Here is an 18,087-nt window from a genome sequence, read left to right on the forward strand (position 1 = left end):
AGTCCATCGCGCCTGCGTGCACTGCGGGCGCCGATGCGGCACAATTGTACGCATCAGTTTTCAGATGCCTGGGCAGAACACCCCGGCAGGAGTCCCAATGTCCCTGATCATCACCGACGATTGCATCAACTGCGACGTCTGCGAACCCGAGTGCCCGAACGCCGCCATCTCCCAGGGCGAAGAGATCTATGTGATCGACCCGAACCTCTGCACCCAGTGCGTCGGCCACTACGACGAACCACAGTGCCAGCAGGTTTGCCCGGTGGATTGCATTCCGCTGGACGAAGCGCATCCAGAAACTCAAGAGCAGTTGATGGAGAAGTACCGCAAGCTTACCGGCAAGGCTTGAGTATTTTGGTGTCAGTTCCGACGCCATCGCGGGCAAGCCTTGCTCCTACAGGTCGGTGAAATCCCGTAGGAGCAAGGCTTGCCCGCGATGCTTTTAAAGCTACTGCTGCTGCTCAAACCCCTCCCCGATACACCCCAGGCAACGGACGAACGCCGCTTTCGCCGGATCGACCACCAGCGCCTGCCCCGCATCGCCTACCCCGCCGCCCAGCGCGGTAAACGGCAAGGACACAATAAACACCCCGGCACCGATCACCGTCGCCGCGACCAGCAACGGGCGGGCGATCAGCAGATCGCCGATCATCGCGTAGGCCGGTGGGTTATGGATGCTGTAACTGGGGTCGCCGCTGCCGCCGTCGGACGCCTGGGCAGATAAGCCGATGCTCAACAGCAGCGCGGCAGCAAGGGTTCGAATCGATCTCATGGCACGGTCCTTCGGCTAGGCAGTCAGACCACTAACTATAGACCGTAGGAATTCTCAGCTCTGACAACGCGGGCAAAAGACGCTGGCGCGCTGCCCGAGGCGAACTTCCCGCAATTCGCTACCACAGACCTTGCACTGCTCACCGCCACGGCCGTACACGAACAACTCTTGCTGGAAATACCCCGGCTGGCCGTCACCGCCAATGAAGTCGCGCAGCGTGGTGCCGCCGCGTTCGATAGCGGCGGCCAGAATGCGTTTGATCTCGATCGCCAGCTTCAGATAGCGCGCCCGGGAAATCCCCTTGGCCTCGCGGCGCGGGTCGATCCCGGCAGCAAACAGTGCTTCGGTCGCATAAATGTTGCCAACCCCGACCACCACGGCGTTGTCCATGATGAACGGCTTGACCGCCATCGAACGCCCGCGTGACAGCTGGAATAGCCGCTCGCCATCGAACAGATCCGTCAGCGGCTCCGGCCCCAGACGAACCAGCAATTCGTGATTCAGCGGATCGAGGCTCCAGAGCATCGCGCCAAAACGTCGCGGGTCGGTGTAGCGCAGCGCCAGGCCGGATTCGAGTTCGATGTCCACATGCTCGTGCTTGAGCGCCGGCAAGCCGACTTCCACCAGACGCAAATTCCCCGACATGCCCAAATGGCTGATCAACGTGCCAACTTCGGCGTTGATCAGCAAATACTTGGCACGTCGCTCCACCAACACGATGCGCTGCCCGGACAGCCGCACATCGAGGTCCTCGGGGATCGGCCAGCGCAGACGCCGATCACGCACGATCACGCGACTGACGCGCTGCCCTTCAAGGAACGGGGCAATACCGCGACGGGTGGTTTCGACTTCTGGCAGTTCAGGCATGGTGTTCCCGGATCAGCTGAAAACCGACACTCAATGATGAGCGCCAAGCTCGCGAATCGTCTGTTTGAGGTTTTCGAAATCGTAGTCCGAGAGGCCAACATAATCGAGCACCAGGTGCCCGATGCTATCCCACTCGTGGTCTTCGGTCTGATTGCCCAACACCCGATACGACGCGCAAATGTGTTCCGCCATCTTCAGGATCGCCAGCAAGTTTTTCAACTGGCTGTTACGGGATGATTCGTCGCTGAAAATCGCCAGCGCATTGTGGTGATTGGCGATAGCGTCGGTCACATGCTCCGGCAGGCGCCAGGACTTCGCGGTGTAGTAACCGACCACGGCGTGGTTGGTGTTGAGTACGCGGTTCTCGGTATCAACCACGCGACACTCGGCGTTGGCACTGGCGTAGGCTTCTTCCAGCACCGACATATAGTTGGGGAAGCGCTTGAGCATCAACGGCACACCACAATCGTGGAACAGGCCTAACGCATAAGCCTCGTCCACAGCCTGCGAACCAATGCGCTTGGCCAGGCTCAGGCTGGTCATCGCCACGTCCTGGGCGGTGTCCCAGAACCGGTTCAAGGTGACGATGGTGTCGTCATTCATCTCGCCCTTGATCGACTGCGCATTGATCAGATTGATGACCGAGCGACTGCCCAGCAGGTTCACCGCGCGCTGGATCGAGGCGATCTTGTTGCTCAGCCCGTAATACGGCGAATTGACGATCTTCAACAAAGCGCCAGAGAGGCCCGGATCTTGGGAGATCAACTTCGCGATCACTTCCAGGTCCGGGTCCGGCATGTACTGCTCCATCTGCAAATCCACCATGATTTGCGGCTGAGGCGGCACGCTGATGCCTTGCAGGGCCTGTTGAATCTGTTCGGAAGATAGCTCTTGGGACATACGTACTCACTCTGGGCCAAGGGGCGATTCTAGCGGAAAAAATCCGCCACATGGGCGATCTGTCCGACGCAACGCCCAGAAACAACCGCGCTGCGCCTCCCATCTAGCGCTATAATCCCGCTCTTTTTTTTCACCTGGAGCGACGTCATGTCCCTGCCAAGCTTGCGCCTCAAAGCCAACGCCGACCGTCGCCTGCGCGCCGGCCACCTGTGGGTCTACAGTAACGAAATCGACGTAGCCGCCACCCCGCTGCACGGCTTCAAGGCTGGCGATCAAGCGATTCTCGAAGCTGCTGGCGGCAAGCCGCTGGGCATCGTCGCCATGAGCCCGAACAACCTGATCTGCGCTCGCCTGCTGTCGCGCGACATCAAGTTGCCGCTCGACAAGTCGCTGCTGGTGCACCGCCTCAACGTTGCGCTGTCCCTGCGCGAGCGCCTGTTCGACAAGCCGTTCTACCGCCTGGTCTACGGCGACTCCGACCTGCTGCCGGGCCTGGTAGTCGACCGTTTCGGCGACATCCTGGTGGTGCAGATCGCTTCGGCGACCATGGAAGCTCATAAAGAAGACGTGATCGCGGCACTGACCCAAGTGCTCAAGCCAAGCGGCATCCTGTTCAAGAATGACTCCGCGGCCCGTGACGCCGAAGGCCTCAACCGCTACGTCGAAACCGTGTTCGGCCTGGTGCCGGAGTGGGTTGCCCTGGAAGAGAACGGCGTGAAGTTCGAAGCACCGGTCATCCAGGGACAGAAAACCGGCTGGTTCTACGACCACCGCATGAACCGCGCGCGCCTGGCACCTTATGCCAAAGGTAAACGCGTGCTGGACCTGTACAGCTACATCGGCGGCTGGGGCGTGCAAGCTGCCGCTTTCGGTGCCAGTGAAGTGTTCTGCGTCGACGCTTCGGCCTTCGCCCTCGACGGTGTCGAGCGTAACGCCGCACTGAACGGTTTCGCCGACAAAATGACCTGCATCGAAGGCGACGTGTTCGAAGCCCTGAAAGAGCTGAAAGCCAGCGAAGAACGATTCGACGTCATCGTGGCCGACCCGCCAGCGTTCATCAAACGCAAGAAAGACATGAAGAACGGCGAAGGCGCCTACCGTCGCCTGAACGAGCAAGCCATGCGCCTGCTCAACAAGGACGGCATCCTGGTCAGCGCTTCATGCTCGATGCACCTGCCTGAAGACGATCTGCAGAACATCCTGCTGACCAGCGCCCGTCACCTGGACCGCAACATCCAGCTGCTGGAACGTGGCGGTCAGGGTCCTGATCACCCGGTGCACCCGGCGATTGCCGAGACGCGGTATATCAAGAGCATTACTTGCCGACTGCTGCCTAACAGCTGATGGCTGAACTCGCTGTAGGAACGGGTTTGCCCGTTCCACAGCGACGGCCCGCATTACTACGGGAAGCCTCCTACGTTACTTTTGATTGAATTCCATTTTTCGCAGACTAGTATCGGTTTCTGGATTTACTCCGGAAAACAAAAACAATGTCTGAGTCCACCTGTTCACCCTCAATCAGTGGCGACGTAAAGCGCCAACAACTCTCCCGTTTCATCCTCATCACCTGCATTTCCTTGATCAGCTTTTTCCCGATCAACATCCTGCTGCCTTCTTTTCCTGCCCTGGGTTCCAGGTTCGATACGCCAACGGCAGAAGTCGCACTCTCCATCAGCTTGTTCACGCTCGTCTTCTCGATCTCCCAACTGATCGCCGGTCCGCTATCGGATAAATGGGGCCGCAAGGAAGTCCTGATCGGCTGCATTACCCTGTCGATCCTCGGCGCTATTGGTTGTGCACTGGCCCCCAACTACCTGGCCTTCCTACTGTTTCGCGGTGTCCAAGCCATAGGCTGTGGTTTCTTCGTCCTGGGCCACGCGCTGGTGGAGGACCTGTTCGACGAACAAGACCGTGCCCGCGTGCGCCTCTATTACATGACCTTGAGCGGTTCGTTCGTCGCACTCTCGCCGCTGATCGGCTCATGGCTGCAAACCACATTCGACTGGCAAGGTAGCTTCTACGGGTTCGCCGCGATGGCGCTGGGTATGTTGATCCATGCGTTCTGCATCCTGCCCTCCAAGTCCGCCAGCCCGCACCGCGAGCCCTCATCGATCATCGGCACGCTGAAAGCCGTCATACGTAATGGAGACTTCCTGCGCTACTGGTGGATCGCCGCGCTGGTATTCGCCTGCTACTTCGCGCTGATCAGCGTGACGCCATTGATTTTCATGGATGCGCTGAAACTGTCCGAATACCAGTACGCACTGGTGCTGATGGTGTACGGCGTGGCTTATCTGCTTGGCGGTGTGGCGGCCTCGTATCTGCAAAAACGCATCGCGCTGTCCCGGCAAATCAATATCGGCCTCGGATTGCTTTGCGTCGCGGGTGTGCTGCTGACGCTGATCCTCAGCTTTGATGTCATCACCACCGTGACTCTGCTGATCCCGATGCTCATCAGCGCCCTCGCCGTCACCCTGGTTCGACCCGCCGCGATTTCTGCGGCGATGCTGCTGTTTTCCAGCAGCGCCGGCACGGCAGCCTCGGCGGGCAACAGCATTATGTTCCTCACGGCCGCCGTCAGCAGTGCGGCATTGGCCCAGGCTGGCGATCATCTACTCATGACCATCGCCTTCAGTTTCATTGGGCTCAGCCTATGGGGATTACTGACCAATCACCGAACAGGCCGCCGCTAAGGCTCTCGAATCACTGGCGTGAGCAGCATATCGCTGGACTGCAATTGTCTGTAACGCGGCTTGACCAACGAAATCCTGCCTTCGCGGATATCGTTAATCAGCGTCTCGGTGTCAACATTTCCGTCGGGGAGTTGCGTCCACACCAGAGGGCCGCGATCGTCCCACTCGCCTTTCCCGTCCAGGGCATAAATGCGCGGTGGTTTGAAATCGTGGCGGAAACTGGTGCGGGGCACCACCAACACCTCGTTCTGGCCGTCCTGGTCGAGGTCGACCGCCCATAGCACGCAGCCGGGCTCGCAAGGCGAATCGGTGTTCAGACTGATCTCGGCAAACTGCTCACTGCCTTTGGGCTTGGGGCCGATCCATTCCAGTTCGGGCTTGGGTCGTCGGGCCCGCTCCTTTGCATACTGCTCACTGAAACTCAGTGATGTGTCGTCCATCCTCTCGCGCAACGCGCGGCGTGCGTCCGGATCAAGAATGCGCTCCTGATCCAGATCAACTTGCAGCTTGGCATACGCCTCTTCACCGGCCTTCTCCAGGCCAAACCGCAGGTAGTGCGCATCAAACGCCTCAGCCTTGGTGCGCCCATCGAGCAAGCGCCGCACCTGATCGTCAACGCTGAGCTGTACAGGGTTGAGCAGCGGCGTATTGATCAACACCAACAGCACACAAAACAGCAACGCCAGTGCCGGGTTGGTCACGCGCAAGTTGCCCAGCCAGGCCGGCGAGCGCAAGGCCACCGCCCACACCGCCGCCAGGCCGTACAAGCCACACAGCAAGGCAAGCGCCAGCGCGACGAAACGTTGCGGCGACAAGGCATATTGCTCGACCCGCAGCCAGCTTGAGTAAAACGCCAAGGCGGCGAGAACCGGCAGGCACAAAAGGCTCAACTCGATAAAGTGCGTCAACCATTTGGGGTACGGCCGAGTTTGGACGCCCTGCTGGAAAACGCCATTGAGCAAGAACAGTTGAGCGCCGGCCAACACCAGCAAAATCGGGGTGGAGTAGCCCGTGGCCCAAATCCGATCAAGTCCGGTGAAAGGCAAGGTCAGGGTAAACAGCACACTGATCAGTGCAATCAACGGCAACAGCAATCCACAGGCACTGAACAACATGCCGCGCATCTGGCCGATGACTTTCTCGCTGCGCGCCGCCAAGTACATGCCTAGCGCAAACACCAGCGGCAGGCTGAAGCACAGGAACACCTGGCTCCAGAAGTGGCGCTCGAAAAATTCGATGCCCAACATCAGGAACAGTCGGCTCCAAAGCTTGAGCAACAACATGAACAATCCCACCAGAATCAGCGCGTACAGCACGATGAACACACTGTTCCAGGCTTGCTGAAACAAGTCTTCATAGCGCCAGCGCTGCCCTTTGACGGCGGGCCAGGCGAACAGGAAGCTGGCGCAGACATAGCTCAACAACACCAGGCTGATGAACCAGGAGTTGATCGCCCAGCGGCTGCTGACGACATGCTCGGGGCCGTAGCAGACCCACAGTGTCATACCGCCCATCAGCAGGGTGAACGCCAGCGTAGGCAGCAGAGAGCGCCACTGTCGGACTTTCTCCCCGAGCAACTGCAACGTTGTCCCGCCCACCAGGACCACGGTGCAGGTGACAAAAAACAGCGTTTCGCTCACGCGATAGAGCTGGTCGGAGTAGAAGAATACGATTCCCTGGATCAGGCCGATCAGCAGGTAAAACCCAAGAAAACGATTGAGACCGGGCATTCCAGTTCCTTTGGAGTGGGGGAAGGGCAAAAGGTCGCCAGTCTAAACAAAGCCGCCGGCCCTGAGTATTGCCCCGTTCCCTCCAGCCGCCAGCGGTGTAGAATCGAACGATTCATCGCCAGTCATCCCCCGGCGGGTTTATGAGCTCGAGGCCCAAGCAAGCGGCGATCCCGCGACGCGAGTGGCAACTTTCGGACACACGGCCATTTCTGAGTGTTCCCAAGGTCAATAGAAGCTCACTCCCCTTTTGATACCTGCTTAGCCGCCCGGAGTGCTCCATGCCTGATTACCGTTCGAAAACATCCACCCATGGCCGCAACATGGCCGGTGCCCGCGCATTGTGGCGCGCCACGGGGATGAAAGATGACGACTTCAAAAAGCCGATCATCGCCATTGCCAACTCGTTCACCCAATTCGTACCGGGCCACGTCCACCTCAAGGACCTCGGCCAACTGGTCGCCCGCGAGATCGAACGTGCTGGCGGCGTCGCCAAGGAATTCAATACCATCGCGGTCGATGACGGCATCGCCATGGGCCATGACGGCATGCTGTATTCGCTGCCGAGCCGCGAGATCATCGCCGACTCCGTCGAGTACATGGTCAACGCCCACTGCGCCGACGCCATCGTGTGCATCTCCAACTGCGACAAGATCACCCCTGGCATGCTGATGGCCGCCCTGCGCCTGAACATCCCGGTGATCTTCGTCTCCGGCGGCCCGATGGAAGCCGGCAAGACCAAACTCGCCAGCCACGGCCTCGACCTGGTCGACGCCATGGTTATCGCCGCCGACTCCAGCGCTTCTGACGAGAAAGTCGCCGAGTACGAGCGCAGCGCCTGCCCGACCTGCGGTTCGTGCTCCGGCATGTTCACCGCCAACTCGATGAACTGCCTGACCGAAGCCCTCGGCCTGGCACTGCCGGGTAACGGTTCGACACTGGCCACCCACAGCGACCGTGAACAACTGTTCCTGCAAGCCGGCCGCACCATCGTCGAACTGTGCAAACGCTACTACGGCGAGAACGATGAGTCGGTGTTGCCACGCAACATCGCCAACTTCAAGGCGTTCGAAAACGCCATGACGCTGGACATCGCCATGGGCGGCTCGACCAACACCATCCTGCACTTGCTGGCTGCCGCCCAGGAAGCCGAGATCGATTTCGACCTGCGCGACATCGACCGTCTTTCCCGCCACGTTCCGCAACTGTGCAAAGTCGCGCCAAACATCCAGAAGTACCACATGGAAGACGTGCACCGCGCCGGCGGGATCTTCAGCATCCTCGGTTCCCTTGCCCGTGGCGGCTTGCTGCACACCGACCTGCCGACCGTGCACAGCAAGACCATGCGCGACGCTATCGCCAAGTGGGACATCACCCAAACCACTGACGAAGCGGTGCACCACTTCTTCAAGGCCGGGCCTGCGGGTATCCCGACCCAGACCGCGTTCAGCCAGTCGACCCGTTGGGAAACCCTCGACGACGACCGTGAAAACGGCTGCATCCGCAGTGTCGAACACGCCTATTCGCAAGAAGGCGGCCTGGCCGTGCTTTACGGCAACATCGCCCTCGACGGTTGCGTGGTGAAAACCGCTGGCGTCGACGAGTCGATCCACGTCTTCGAAGGCAACGCGAAGATCTTCGAAAGCCAGGACAGCGCCGTGCGCGGCATCCTCGCCGATGAAGTGAAAGAAGGCGATATCGTCATCATTCGCTACGAAGGTCCGAAAGGCGGCCCGGGCATGCAGGAAATGCTCTACCCGACGTCCTACCTGAAATCCAAGGGCCTGGGCAAAGCCTGCGCCTTGCTCACCGACGGCCGCTTCTCCGGCGGCACCTCGGGCCTGTCCATCGGTCACGCTTCCCCAGAAGCCGCTGCCGGCGGTGCAATTGGCCTGGTACGGGACGGCGACAAGGTGCTGATCGACATTCCGAACCGCTCGATCAACCTGTTGGTCAGCGACGAAGAGTTGGCTGCGCGCCGCGTGGAGCAAGATAAGAAAGGCTGGAAACCGGTTGAAGTGCGTCCACGTAAGGTGACCACCGCACTGAAAGCCTACGCCTTGCTGGCGACCAGCGCCGACAAGGGCGCTGTACGTAACAAAGCGATGCTCGACGGGCTGTAAGGCTTAACCGTTGAACACAAAAATGCCCCGCCAAGTGCGGGGCATTTTTTTGCGTTTCAGAAGCCCCTGTGGGCGCCTAAAGCTGTGCAGCCGCAGCAAGGCTCACGGCATGCGCTCGCCCAACTGCTCCCGCAGGAAGCGATACAGTCCCTCGGCGCTCTTGCGATAACCATCCGCGGTCAGGTGCACCAGATCATTGCGGGCCAGCTCATTGGCCTGCCACCGGCTGATAGAGCAATCACCGCCCATGAAGGCCTGCCAGTCCCAGAACAGCACGCGATTGCGCTGCGCCACGGCTTTCTGGATCTGGATAAGCTGTCGCAAGGGCTGCGGCTGCGCGGAAGCGCAGGCACTCGCGCCACGGTGTTTGATGGAGTCCGGCGCACCGACCAGCAGAATCACGGCCTTGGGCAAGGTTTTACGCAACAGGGTGATTTTGTCCTGCAACTGGCTCCGGTATTTATCCAGATCCAGGTCGTCGTCAAAGGCCTCGTTGGTGCCGTAGGCCAGGATAACCATGTCCGGGCGCAACGCCTTGAGTGTGTCCGGCCAATCGGCCTGCCACTTGTCCAGCACGTCCAGCCGGGCACCGTTGATGCCCAGCGCCGAATAAATCACCCCGGAGCTCTTCTGCCCGAGGATATTCCAGCCACCCAGGGCCAGTCCCTCGGTATGGGTGACACTCATTTCCACTGGCAGCGTCACGTTGTTGAACGGCGGGCTGAAGCGCCACTGCCCGCCCGTGGCCGCAAGCATGCGAGTGGCCTGAGTGAGATTGGTCTGGGCCTTGAGGCTGCTGTTGGCAGACGCCTGATAGAGCGCTGAAATCCGGTACTGCTGGAGACTGCCTTCGCGCTCGGCGATCTGCACCTTGGCCCCCGGGGTCATCGGTAACGACAAGTAACCGCCCAGTGGGAACTGAGTACTTTGTTGATTACGCGCCGAGACCAGCGACCACTGACGATTGGCGGCGGTGAGGATGACGCGTTCATAGCGCGTGCCGGGCACAGGCGTTGCGGCGACAAACCCTATCCCGCCATCACCGTACTGGGCCTGCAACAATCGCCGCACTTCACCACTGAACAGATCGGCCGCTGTGTGGGAGTCGCCCAACTGCACAATGGTGATCGGCGTGCGATCCGCCGTATTGAACTTGCGCGCCAGTGCCGCCAGGTTCGGATCGCCGCCCCCCACCGGCACGACGTTCTTCGAGGTGTAGCCAGGTTTTTTCGGCGCAGACGCCGGTGTGGCCTGGACCTCGGTCGTGGGGCTGCAACTGCTCAGCAGAGTAATGCTCAACAACAGCGCAATGCCGTGCAGTCGCCGCATATCAGTGCTCCGTCAATTGTTGGCTGGGAAAGTTGATCAGCGACAACACGCGTTCGGCGATCAACCTTTGCCCGGTCGGTGTGAAATGGATACCGTCATCGACCCGGGTCTTGACCTTCCGACTACCGTCGACCGTCAGGTAATAGGAGAACTCATCGGTTTGATAGCCCAGAATCTCGTTGGCCGACACAAAGTGCTGATGGTAGGCCGCAAGCTGGCTTTTGTAGAGCCCGTTCAGGTAGGCCATGGCCGTCGACAGCTTGGCCTTCTCCATGTTTGGCGGGCCGACCCAGATCACCTGTACCTGGTGTGCGCGGGCAGAGTCGAGAATGGAGTCGATACGCTGACGATAGGCCACTTCCCATTCGGGGGTCTTGAAGCGCAAGAACGGTTTGTGCTTGCCGTCGGGCATGTCCCAGGGATCGTTGGGGCCGAGGAACATCACCATCAGGCGAATCTTCGGGTGGCCCTGCAAGGTGCTTTCGATGGTCTTCGGCCAGTTGAAAAAGCTCGGGTAGGCCAGCCCGGTACTCTGCCGGCTCAGGTTGATGCTCTTGACCTTGTAACGCTTGAGCAGGGTGTTCGCCATATGCGGGGCGACTCCTTGCATCAGCGAGTCACCGACAAAAAGCACCTCGTCACCGAGCGCCAGCGTCGCCATCAGCGGAGTGACCGGCGCGCCGTCAACGGGCGGCGCAGGCTTCACCGCAGGATCAGTCACGACCTGGGGCGGAACTTCTACCGATTTCGCTGCCTGTTCGAGTGTCGGCAATGGCGCGAGCGTCTCGCCAAGCGGTTCCTCTTCATTTACTGCTGCTTGAGCCTGATCGATCAGTTTGACGTCATCCAGGCCCTCAAGCCGGGCGATGAAACCTGACCGCACATCCGCCAGCGTCTGGTTCAACTGAGCTCCGAAACGCCACTGCGGATTCTGCGCCAGGCCGGGAATCTCGCAGCCATCGTGATACTTCTGCTGACAGTACAGACGAATCGAGTCCTGGTTGAACCAAAACAGCAGCGCGCTGATGACGAGGATCGCATACAGCACTTTGAGTGCGCCGCTCAGGTTCGTGGACAGTGGCGATGCGTTAGAAACTGGCATAGATAAACCCCGGTACGCCCGATGGAGAAGCAAAGATAACCACGCAAATGAACAGCCCCAACGGCACTGGATACAGCAGCCATGGCAATCGCACAGTGGCGTCGAACAACCGACGCGTCAGCGCCACAATCTGTGGATAGATCGCCACGAACAGCAGGCAGCCCAACAATGAAAGACCATTACTGAGCAGCCCCGCCCGCGACATCCCGCCCAGACCGCCGAGCATCTCGATGGCATCCCCAAGGGATGCACAACGGAAGAAGATCCAGGCAAAAGCCACATAGTGGAAGGTCAACAACCGCGCCAGCAGATCGGCCCCCAGCCAGGTCGGACGCTCCGGCAGCCAGTGACTGAAGAGTTTGTACAGCGCCAGTCCCACGCCATGCAGTGCACCCCAGATGATGAAATTCACACTTGCGCCGTGCCACAGCCCGGAAATCAGCATGGCCAGCAGCATGTTCAGATTGCCGCGCCAGACCCCACGGCGATTGCCACCGAGCGGGATGTACACGTAGTCACGGATAAACGTCGACAGACTGATGTGCCAGCGCCCCCAGAATTCCTTGAGGTTACGTGCGGTGTACGGGAAGTTGAAGTTCAGCGGCAAACGGAAACCCAGCAACAAGGCAATGCCCGTCACCAGATCGGTGTAGCCGCTGAAGTTGAAGTAAATCAGGAACGAATAACCGTAAACGCTGCGCAAGATCTGCTCGGCCGAAAAGCTGACGGACGACTCGAACACCGGGTCGACCCATTCGTTGGCCAGCCAGGAGCTGAGGAAGAACAGCTTGACCACCGCCAGCGCAATCAGCCCCAACGCCCGCTGCGGTTCCAGCACCTGCCGGGCTTGCGTTGGGCGAATCTGCGGCAGCATGTCGGTGGCCCGGTTCACGGGACCGGCGATCAGGCTCGGGAAAAACGCCAGGTACAACGCCAGGTCAAAAGGCGAACCTGGTTTTAGCTCGCCACGGTTGATCGACACCAGGTAGCTGACCGAGTGAAAGGTGTAAAACGACAGTCCGACCGGCAGCAACACTTCCAGCAGCGGCAGCGAGACTTCAAGCCCTAGCTGAGCGAAGGCGCTTTGCACCGTACTGGTAAAGAAGTCCTGGTACTTGAACAGGTAAAAGCAGCCGAGCACCAGTAACAACATCAACCCGTTGACGAATGAGCGCCCCGGAAAACGTTCACTCAGCAACCCGAGCAGGTACACCAGTGCGGTGTAGCCCAGCAGGATGTAGAGGAAGTCCAGACTGAAACTGGCGAGGATCGCGTAACTGGCGGCCAGCAACAGTACGTTCTGTAGACGCGTACTCCAGCACACAGACCAGTAGACGAGGAAAAAAAGGATGAAACACAAACCGAATTCAATCGAGAGATAGCTCACAACGTAGTCCATTACGTACAGCAGAAATCCAAGCCCGGTACTGAAAACAGGCCGGGGCGCAAACGGCCGCGAGTATGGCAGAACGCCTTTAGCCGTCACAAGTTGAAACACTATTACGAATGAACAAAACCCGGTTTTACTGAATATCCTCCGGTCAGCCTCGCCGGTTTCGCCACAGCGCCATCGGCTTATTCCAAAAACCACAGTAACCATGCGTTTTAGATATTAATTCATTAGATATCAAGCTGTTAGGCTTCCCGGTTCGCAATCGCCCCGGAACGCGATTGGCACAAGTCTTTTTGGAGCCTCAATGAATCTGCCGCTGATCCTCAATCTGCTGGTGTTCCTCGCCTTGCTGTTCGGCCTGGCACAAACCCGTCACACCACCTGGAGCCTGGCGAAAAAAGTCCTGGTCGCTCTGGTGTTGGGCGTGGTGTTCGGTGTTGCCCTGCATACGGTTTACGGCGCCGGCAACCCGGTGCTGAAGGCCTCGATCGGCTGGTTCGATCTGGTCGGTAACGGTTATGTGCAGTTGCTGCAAATGATCGTAATCCCGCTGGTATTCGCCTCGATCCTCAGCGCCGTCGCCCGTCTGCACAATGCGTCGTCGCTGGGCAAGATCAGCTTCCTGACCATCGGCACCCTGCTGTTCACCACCGCCATTGCGGCGCTGATCGGCATCGGCCTGACCAACCTGTTCGGCCTGACGGCTGAAGGCCTGGTCGCCGGCACCCAGGAAATGGCTCGCCTGCAAACCATCCAGACCGACTACGCGGGCAAGGTCGCCGACCTGAATGTCCCGCAGTTGCTGTTGTCGTTCATCCCGCAGAACCCGTTTGCCGATCTGGCCCGGGCCAAACCGACCTCGATCATCAGCGTGGTGATCTTCGCTGCATTCCTTGGGGTCGCGGCGCTGCAACTGCTCAAGGATGACGTCGAAAAAGGTCAGAAAGTGCTCAACGCCATCGACACCCTGCAAGCCTGGGTGATGCGTCTGGTGCGTCTGGTGATGAAACTGACCCCGTACGGCGTACTGGCGCTGATGACCAAAGTGGTCGCCGGTTCCAACCTGCAAGACATCATCAAGCTCGGCAGTTTCGTCGTGGTGTCGTACATCGGCCTAGGCCTGATGTTCGTGGTTCACGGTCTGCTGGTGTCGCTGGCCGGGATCAACCCGTTGCGCTTCTTCCGCAAAGTCTGGCCGGTGCTGACCTTCGCTTTCACCAGCCGCTCCAGCGCCGCGAGCATTCCGCTGAGCATCGAAGCGCAAACCCGCCGTCTGGGTATTCCACAATCGATCGCCAGCTTCGCCGCCTCGTTCGGCGCGACTATTGGTCAGAACGGTTGTGCCGGTCTTTACCCTGCGATGTTGGCGGTCATGGTGGCGCCGACGGTGGGCATCAACCCGCTGGACCCGTTGTGGATCGCGACACTGGTAGCGATTGTGACCTTGAGTTCGGCAGGGGTTGCCGGTGTCGGCGGCGGCGCAACCTTCGCTGCGCTGATCGTGCTGCCGGCCATGGGCTTGCCGGTGTCACTGGTGGCGCTGCTGATCTCGGTTGAACCGCTGATCGACATGGGCCGCACGGCATTGAACGTCAGTGGTTCGATGACTGCCGGTGCGATTACCAGCCAGATCATGCAGCAGACCGACAAAGAACTGCTGGATGCGGATGAGCATGAGGAACTGGCCCAGGCTTAAACCACCTACCGCCTGATAGATCGCTATCGCAGGCAAGCCTTGCTCCTACGGGACCGATGTCGATCACCTGATGTGATTCGCCACAACCCTGTAGGAGTAAGGCTTGCTCCGAGCGGCGTTCCGACGATGCTTTTAGGTTCGCTCCCAAACCTCGAAGCTGTACGCCGGCTTATCACCTTCCGCCGGATTCGGGACATTCGACACCAGTGTCCACTGTTCCAGATCAAACTCCGGAAACCATGCATCGCCCTCGGGGCTCAGCGCCACGCGAGTCAGGTATAGCCGATCGGCCTGTGCCAGGCCTTGCGCATACAACTGCGCGCCGCCAATCAGCATCAGCTCATCGACGCCCTGCTCCAGCGCCCATTCCTGCGCCCGAATCACCGCGGCCTCCAGCGATGGATAGACCTCCGCGCCTTCAAGTTGCAGGTCGGTCTGACGGCTGACCACGATGTTCAGCCGGCCCGGCAGCGGGCGACCGAGCGAATCCCAGGTCTTGCGCCCCATGATGATCGGCTTGCCCAGCGTAGTGGCCTTGAAGTATTTGAAATCCCCCGGCAAGTGCCAGGGCATGCTGTTGTCGACGCCGATCACACGGTTTTCACCGAGGGCTGCGATCAGGCTGAGAGGGAGAGTTTTTTTCATGTCGGCGAGGATACCAGAGCCTCGCTTACCCCGATAAGCGCCACAGCGGTTATGCTCAGCGTTCATTTGAGCGACGGGATGCCGCGTGACTGAACTGACCACACTGCAAACACTTTGGCTGACCGAAACCATCCGCCTGCGCGAGGAACATGCAGGCCCACTGGAAGATCAGGAAGCCAACCGTCTGGCCCGAAGCGCGGGCGGCGACCTGCCGACCCGCATCGAGGCCCGCGCCCTGTGGCTGGCCGAACGCGATGGCTTGACCGGCGCGCTGCGCCATTGGCTGCAAGGGGCGCGACTGGCGCTGATCATTCTGGCCGTATTGGCGATCGTCAGCGGTGCCGGGTTGGCATTTGCCGCGTTGAACGACGGCCAGACACCGGTCAACGTGTTCTGGGCCCTCGGCAGTCTGCTGGGGTTGAACCTGATTCTGCTGCTGAGCTGGGCTTGCGGCCTGATATTCGCTGGCGATTACAGCGCCACGCTCGGGCGCTTATGGTTGTGGCTCAGCGAAAAACTCGCCCGCGACGCCAAAGCCGCACAACTGGCGCCAGCCCTGCTGCTGTTGCTGCAACGGCAGAAGCTCAATCGCTGGGCGCTCGGCGTGCTGGTCAACGGTTTGTGGCTGCTGGCAATGCTCAGTGCTTTGGCGATCCTGCTGACGCTGATGGCCACCCGGCGCTACGGTTTCGTCTGGGAAACCACGATTCTCAGCGGCGACACGTTCGTGGTCATGACCCAGGCGCTTGGCACTCTTCCGGCACTGCTCGGCTTCAACGTGCCGACCGTGGAGATGATTCGCGCCAGCGGCGACACCGCATTGAACATCGAAAGCGCCCGGCAAGCCTGGGCCGCATGGCTGGTGGGCGTGTTGCTGGTGTACGGCGTATTGCCGCGCCTGCTGCTCGCGCTGTTCTGCCTGTGGCGCTGGACAACCGGGCGTGCAGCGTTGCATCTGGACCTGAACCTGCCCGGCTACGCGCCGTTGCGTGAACAACTGATGCCGAGCAGCGAACGCCTCGGCGTCAACGATCTCGCGCCTGAGCGCCTGCATCAGGTCGAAGGCGGCGCCAGCGCGCTGGACAGCGACGGTGCGTTGCTGGTGGCCATCGAACTCGACGACCAGCGCCCATGGCCGCCGCAACTGCCGAAGAACGTCAAGAACGCAGGCATCCTCGACAGCCGCGAGTCTCGACAAAAGTTGCTGGAACAGCTGACCCGTTTCCCGCCGGAACGCCTGGCCATTGCCTGCGACCCTCGGCGCTCGCCGGATCGCGGTAGCCTGGCGCTGATCGCCGAACTCGCCCGCAGCGCCAGCGCGACCCGGATCTGGCTGCTGCAAGCGCCGCCCGGTCAGGCACTCGACGCCGAGCGCCTCGGCGACTGGCACACCGCGCTGCAACAGTTGGCGTTGCCGTTCGCTGACTGCGCGCCGATGAACTGGCTGGAGTCGGGTCATGACTGAGTCAAAAAAGACGCCGCTGAAGCTCGCCGTGGTCGGCCACACCAACGTCGGTAAAACCTCATTGCTGCGCACCCTGACCCGCGACGTCGGTTTCGGCGAAGTCTCCCATCGTCCGAGCACTACCCGGCATGTCGAGGGCGCCCGGTTGTCGGTGGACGGCGAGGCCTTGCTTGAGCTTTACGACACGCCGGGACTGGAAGACGCCATCGCCCTGCTCGATTATCTGGAGCGGCTGGAACGCCCCGGTGAACGCCTCGACGGACCGGCGCGGCTGGCGCGTTTCCTCGACGGCAGCGAGGCGCGCCAGCGCTTCGAACAGGAAGCCAAAGTACTGCGGCAACTGCTGGCGTCCGACGCCGGCCTCTATGTGATCGACGCCCGCGAGCCGGTGTTGGCCAAGTATCGCGATGAACTGGAAGTGCTGGCCAGTTGCGGAAAACCGCTGCTGCCAGTGCTGAATTTCGTCAGCAGCGCCAACCACCGCGAGCCGGATTGGCGCGACGCCCTGGCCCGTTTGGGCCTGCATGCGCTGGTGCGTTTCGACAGCGTGGCGCCGCCCGAAGATGGCGAGCGCCGGCTCTATGAAAGCCTCGCGCTGCTGATGGAAAGCGCACGCGCTCAGCTTGAGCGATTGATCGTCGACCAACAGGCGCAACGCGCAGCGCGCCAGCAAAGCGCGGCACGCTTGATTGCCGAACTGCTGATCGATTGCGCCGCCTGTCGGCGCAGCGTGGTCAGCGATGCCGCACAGGAACAGCAGGCCATCGGCGAACTGCGCAAAGCCGTTCGCCAGCGCGAACAACGTTGCGTCGACGCGCTGCTCAAGCTGTACGCCTTCCGCCCACAAGACGCCGCCGCCAGCGACTTGCCGCTATTGGACGGCCGCTGGGGCGATGATTTGTTCAACCCCGAAACCCTCAAGCAACTGGGCGTACGCGTCGGCGGCGGGATCGCCGCTGGCGCGGCGGCCGGTGCCGGCGTGGATTTGCTGGTAGGCGGCCTGACCCTCGGCGCGGCGGCGCTGGCCGGAGCGATTGCCGGGGGCGCCCTGCAAACGGCGCGCGGTTACGGCAGCCGCTTGCTGGGCAAAATCAAAGGCCAGCGCGAGCTGACCGTTGACGACAGCGTGCTGCGTTTGTTGGCGTTGCGTCAGCGGCAACTGGTGCAGGCCATGAACCTGCGCGGACACGCGGCGATGGACAGCATCCAGGTCGCCACACCGCAGGACAAGAGCTGGCGCGAAGGCAAACTGCCGGAGGCACTGACCAAGGCGCGCGCGCATCCGCAATGGTCTTCGCTCAATCCTCATGCACGGTTGAGCCAGGCGGAACGCCAGGAGCAGGTAGAGGTGTTGGCGGGCAAAGTGCTGGAATGA

General features: G+C 60.6%; 15 protein-coding genes. 7 read left to right on the forward strand and 8 right to left on the reverse strand.

Features of this window, described 5'->3' with window-relative positions; genetic code table 11:
* Nucleotides 1-97: 97 nt before the first annotated feature.
* The gene (locus AABM55_RS27620) at nucleotides 98-349 is read left to right on the forward strand and encodes a YfhL family 4Fe-4S dicluster ferredoxin (RefSeq protein WP_019694109.1); all 252 of its coding nucleotides are present in this window, start codon (nucleotides 98-100) and stop codon (nucleotides 347-349) included.
* Between the two features lie 99 nt (nucleotides 350-448).
* Here the strand turns inward: AABM55_RS27620 and AABM55_RS27625 are convergent, their stop codons facing one another.
* From AABM55_RS27625 to AABM55_RS27635, 3 genes are read right to left on the reverse strand one after another with little or no spacing between them, the layout of a single operon-like run.
* Nucleotides 449-772, reverse strand: a complete 324-nt coding sequence (locus tag AABM55_RS27625; protein WP_103316813.1) for a multidrug transporter — start codon at nucleotides 770-772, stop codon at nucleotides 449-451.
* Between the two features lie 54 nt (nucleotides 773-826).
* Nucleotides 827-1,639 carry a bifunctional DNA-formamidopyrimidine glycosylase/DNA-(apurinic or apyrimidinic site) lyase gene (gene mutM / locus AABM55_RS27630; RefSeq protein ID WP_054594486.1) on the reverse strand — a complete coding sequence of 271 codons (813 nt, stop codon included), beginning with the start codon at nucleotides 1,637-1,639 and terminating at the stop codon, nucleotides 827-829.
* 30 nt (nucleotides 1,640-1,669) lie between these two features.
* Nucleotides 1,670-2,485 (reverse strand): HDOD domain-containing protein, encoded by an 816-nt coding sequence (locus tag AABM55_RS27635; protein ID WP_347930089.1) that lies wholly within the window; start codon nucleotides 2,483-2,485, stop codon nucleotides 1,670-1,672.
* A 201-nt stretch (nucleotides 2,486-2,686) separates the two neighbouring features.
* On the opposite strand from AABM55_RS27635, the gene AABM55_RS27640 reads away from it, so the two are divergent.
* Both AABM55_RS27640 and AABM55_RS27645 read left to right on the forward strand, forming a co-directional pair.
* On the forward strand, nucleotides 2,687-3,883 hold the full coding sequence (locus AABM55_RS27640) for a class I SAM-dependent rRNA methyltransferase (RefSeq protein ID WP_054594488.1): 1,197 nt from the start codon (nucleotides 2,687-2,689) through the stop codon (nucleotides 3,881-3,883).
* 146 nt (nucleotides 3,884-4,029) lie between these two features.
* Nucleotides 4,030-5,232, forward strand: coding sequence for an MFS transporter (locus AABM55_RS27645; protein WP_054594489.1), 1,203 nt, complete (start codon nucleotides 4,030-4,032; stop codon nucleotides 5,230-5,232).
* Here AABM55_RS27645 and AABM55_RS27650 read toward each other — a convergent pair.
* Complete coding sequence (locus AABM55_RS27650; RefSeq protein WP_054594490.1) at nucleotides 5,229-6,962, reverse strand: DUF4153 domain-containing protein; 1,734 nt, start codon at nucleotides 6,960-6,962, stop codon at nucleotides 5,229-5,231. The genes AABM55_RS27645 and AABM55_RS27650 overlap by 4 nt on opposite strands.
* 278 nt (nucleotides 6,963-7,240) lie before the next feature.
* On the opposite strand from AABM55_RS27650, the gene ilvD reads away from it, so the two are divergent.
* Nucleotides 7,241-9,082 carry a dihydroxy-acid dehydratase gene (gene ilvD / locus AABM55_RS27655; RefSeq protein WP_347928251.1) on the forward strand — a complete coding sequence of 614 codons (1,842 nt, stop codon included), beginning with the start codon at nucleotides 7,241-7,243 and terminating at the stop codon, nucleotides 9,080-9,082.
* A gap of 102 nt (nucleotides 9,083-9,184) precedes the next feature.
* Here ilvD and AABM55_RS27660 read toward each other — a convergent pair whose 3' ends face one another.
* From AABM55_RS27660 to AABM55_RS27670, 3 genes are read right to left on the reverse strand one after another with little or no spacing between them, the layout of a single operon-like run.
* Nucleotides 9,185-10,411 carry an SGNH/GDSL hydrolase family protein gene (locus tag AABM55_RS27660; protein WP_054594492.1) on the reverse strand — a complete coding sequence of 409 codons (1,227 nt, stop codon included), beginning with the start codon at nucleotides 10,409-10,411 and terminating at the stop codon, nucleotides 9,185-9,187.
* 1 nt (nucleotide 10,412) lies between these two features.
* Complete coding sequence (locus AABM55_RS27665; protein WP_347928252.1) at nucleotides 10,413-11,513, reverse strand: SGNH family hydrolase; 1,101 nt, start codon at nucleotides 11,511-11,513, stop codon at nucleotides 10,413-10,415.
* The gene (locus AABM55_RS27670; protein WP_347928253.1) at nucleotides 11,500-12,900 is read right to left on the reverse strand and encodes an MBOAT family O-acyltransferase; all 1,401 of its coding nucleotides are present in this window, start codon (nucleotides 12,898-12,900) and stop codon (nucleotides 11,500-11,502) included. The genes AABM55_RS27665 and AABM55_RS27670 overlap by 14 nt, the downstream gene beginning before the upstream one ends.
* A gap of 310 nt (nucleotides 12,901-13,210) precedes the next feature.
* Here AABM55_RS27670 and AABM55_RS27675 point away from each other — a divergent pair, with 310 nt between their 5' ends.
* Nucleotides 13,211-14,602, forward strand: a complete 1,392-nt coding sequence (locus tag AABM55_RS27675) for an L-cystine transporter (protein WP_054594495.1) — start codon at nucleotides 13,211-13,213, stop codon at nucleotides 14,600-14,602.
* 132 nt (nucleotides 14,603-14,734) lie between these two features.
* On the opposite strand, the gene AABM55_RS27680 is transcribed toward AABM55_RS27675, so the two are convergent.
* On the reverse strand, nucleotides 14,735-15,247 hold the full coding sequence (locus AABM55_RS27680; protein WP_347928254.1) for a dihydrofolate reductase: 513 nt from the start codon (nucleotides 15,245-15,247) through the stop codon (nucleotides 14,735-14,737).
* A gap of 85 nt (nucleotides 15,248-15,332) precedes the next feature.
* On the opposite strand from AABM55_RS27680, the gene AABM55_RS27685 reads away from it, so the two are divergent.
* Nucleotides 15,333-16,712: a DUF2868 domain-containing protein gene (locus AABM55_RS27685; RefSeq protein WP_347928255.1), complete on the forward strand. Its 1,380-nt coding sequence runs from the start codon at nucleotides 15,333-15,335 to the stop codon at nucleotides 16,710-16,712.
* Nucleotides 16,705-18,087 carry a GTPase/DUF3482 domain-containing protein gene (locus tag AABM55_RS27690; protein ID WP_347928256.1) on the forward strand — a complete coding sequence of 461 codons (1,383 nt, stop codon included), beginning with the start codon at nucleotides 16,705-16,707 and terminating at the stop codon, nucleotides 18,085-18,087. The genes AABM55_RS27685 and AABM55_RS27690 overlap by 8 nt, the downstream gene beginning before the upstream one ends.

This window comes from Pseudomonas helvetica, assembly GCF_039908645.1.
Classification (GTDB): domain Bacteria; phylum Pseudomonadota; class Gammaproteobacteria; order Pseudomonadales; family Pseudomonadaceae; genus Aquipseudomonas; species Aquipseudomonas helvetica.

Bases quoted from the DNA above. Each gene is read 5' to 3' on its own strand.
- AABM55_RS27620 (WP_019694109.1), top strand. From the start codon at position 98: ATGTCCCTGATCATCACCGACGATTGCATCAACTGCGACGTCTGCGAA.
- AABM55_RS27625 (WP_103316813.1), bottom strand. From the start codon at position 772: ATGAGATCGATTCGAACCCTTGCTGCCGCGCTGCTGTTGAGCATCGGC.
- mutM (WP_054594486.1), bottom strand. From the start codon at position 1,639: ATGCCTGAACTGCCAGAAGTCGAAACCACCCGTCGCGGTATTGCCCCG.
- AABM55_RS27640 (WP_054594488.1), top strand. From the start codon at position 2,687: ATGTCCCTGCCAAGCTTGCGCCTCAAAGCCAACGCCGACCGTCGCCTG.
- AABM55_RS27645 (WP_054594489.1), top strand. From the start codon at position 4,030: ATGTCTGAGTCCACCTGTTCACCCTCAATCAGTGGCGACGTAAAGCGC.
- AABM55_RS27650 (WP_054594490.1), bottom strand. From the start codon at position 6,962: ATGCCCGGTCTCAATCGTTTTCTTGGGTTTTACCTGCTGATCGGCCTG.
- ilvD (WP_347928251.1), top strand. From the start codon at position 7,241: ATGCCTGATTACCGTTCGAAAACATCCACCCATGGCCGCAACATGGCC.
- AABM55_RS27660 (WP_054594492.1), bottom strand. From the start codon at position 10,411: ATGCGGCGACTGCACGGCATTGCGCTGTTGTTGAGCATTACTCTGCTG.
- AABM55_RS27665 (WP_347928252.1), bottom strand. From the start codon at position 11,513: ATGCCAGTTTCTAACGCATCGCCACTGTCCACGAACCTGAGCGGCGCA.
- AABM55_RS27675 (WP_054594495.1), top strand. From the start codon at position 13,211: ATGAATCTGCCGCTGATCCTCAATCTGCTGGTGTTCCTCGCCTTGCTG.
- AABM55_RS27680 (WP_347928254.1), bottom strand. From the start codon at position 15,247: ATGAAAAAAACTCTCCCTCTCAGCCTGATCGCAGCCCTCGGTGAAAAC.
- AABM55_RS27690 (WP_347928256.1), top strand. From the start codon at position 16,705: ATGACTGAGTCAAAAAAGACGCCGCTGAAGCTCGCCGTGGTCGGCCAC.